We start from the raw sequence: 1,744 nt of genomic DNA, 5'->3' as shown, positions 1-1,744 counted from the left end.
ACAAGCATCACAGAATCTGACGCTCAAATCAGTGGTGGCGAAACCCGACAGGACTATAAAGATACCAGGCGTTTCCCCCTGGTGGCTCCCTCGTGCGCTCTCCTGTTCCGACCCTGCCGCTTACCGGATACCTGTCCGCCTTTCTCCCTTCGGGAAGCGTGGCGCTTTCTCATAGCTCACGCTGTTGGTATCTCAGTTCGGTGTAGGTCGTTCGCTCCAAGCTGGGCTGTGTGCACGAACCCCCCGTTCAGCCCGACCGCTGCGCCTTATCCGGTAACTATCGTCTTGAGTCCAACCCGGAAAGACACGACAAAGCGCCACTGGCAGCAGCCACTGGTAACAGGATTAGCAGAGCGAGTTAATGTAGGTGGTGCTATAGAGTTCTTGAAGTGGTGGCCTAACTACGGCTACACTGGAAGGACGGATTTGGTGACATGTCTCGCACAAGACTGTTACCACGGTTAGATAATCTGCCAGGATTAACTAACCTTCGAAAAACCACCTGCCAGGGTGGTTTTTTCGTTTTCAGAGACTACATCTCGTCACATGTAACTGTCAACGCAACGATTTCATCTACACCCACACAACCAAACCTTTTGCAGGGTAAGACACATAAGAAACGAGCTTAACGAAGGTCGCTACGCTCCCTCTTGGTTTTTATATACCCACCACGAGTGTATTAGGTTCTCTATTGTATTTTCATCAGATACTACGATTGGGTAATGCTGCCAACTTACTGATTTAGTGTATGATGGTGTTTTTGAGGTGCTCCAGTGGCTTCTGTTTCTATCAGCTGTCCCTCCTGTTCAGCTACTGACGGGGTGGTGCGTAACGGCAAAAGCACCGCCGGACATCAGCGCTATCTCTGCTCTCACTGCCGTAAAACATGGCAACTGCAGTTCACTTACACCGCTTCTCAACCCGGTACGCACCAGAAAATCATTGATATGGCCATGAATGGCGTTGGATGCCGGGCAACCGCCCGCATTATGGGCGTTGGCCTCAACACGATTTTCCGCCATTTAAAAAACTCAGGCCGCAGTCGGTAACCTCGCGCATACAGCCGGGCAGTGACGTCATCGTCTGCGCGGAAATGGACGAACAGTGGGGCTATGTCGGGGCTAAATCGCGCCAGCGCTGGCTGTTTTACGCGTATGACAGGCTCCGGAAGACGGTTGTTGCGCACGTATTCGGTGAACGCACTATGGCGACGCTGGGGCGTCTTATGAGCCTGCTGTCACCCTTTGACGTGGTGATATGGATGACGGATGGCTGGCCGCTGTATGAATCCCGCCTGAAGGGAAAGCTGCACGTAATCAGCAAGCGATATACGCAGCGAATTGAGCGGCATAACCTGAATCTGAGGCAGCACCTGGCACGGCTGGGACGGAAGTCGCTGTCGTTCTCAAAATCGGTGGAGCTGCATGACAAAGTCATCGGGCATTATCTGAACATAAAACACTATCAATAAGTTGGAGTCATTACCCCAAGAGTTGTTGAATTTCCCAGCTTTTTTGAAAGCCTTTGTATCATACTAACAAGTAAAAAAGGTTTAAATACCAAAATTAACCTGTATTTTTGATAAGTCTTACCATTGTACGATTTACACAGTTTCTGCTCCTCCTTGTTGATAGTGGAAAGGGTGCATTGTGCACTTGCGTAAACATTTATGACGCGTTGATGTCCATGGTTCACATTTCCTTGTCAGGGGATCGACTTATTTGCGGCGAGGCATCATTCGTAA

At 50.1% G+C, this 1,744-nt stretch carries 2 protein-coding genes; both read left to right on the top strand.

Annotated elements, in window-relative coordinates; all coding sequences use genetic code 11:
- Window positions 1-228: 228 nt before the first annotated feature.
- A complete protein-coding gene (locus R7Z41_RS23705; protein WP_318141611.1) occupies window positions 229-465 on the top strand; it encodes a hypothetical protein in 237 nt (78 codons plus the stop codon).
- Between the two features lie 308 nt (window positions 466-773).
- Window positions 774-1,471, top strand: a protein-coding gene (locus R7Z41_RS23700) for an IS1-like element IS1B family transposase (protein ID WP_095033700.1) whose coding sequence is annotated in 2 segments (ribosomal slippage) — window positions 774-1,023 and window positions 1,023-1,471 — 699 coding nt in all. Because the reading frame shifts where the segments join, the coding sequence is not laid out codon by codon here.
- The last annotated feature ends 273 nt before the right edge of the window (window positions 1,472-1,744 follow it).

The sequence above is a fragment of the Vibrio sp. 1457 genome (genome assembly GCF_033340195.1).
In the GTDB taxonomy this organism is placed as follows: domain Bacteria; phylum Pseudomonadota; class Gammaproteobacteria; order Enterobacterales; family Vibrionaceae; genus Vibrio; species Vibrio alginolyticus.
Note: the sequence above shows the minus strand (reverse complement) of the source record. Positions and strands in the feature narration are given on the sequence as shown.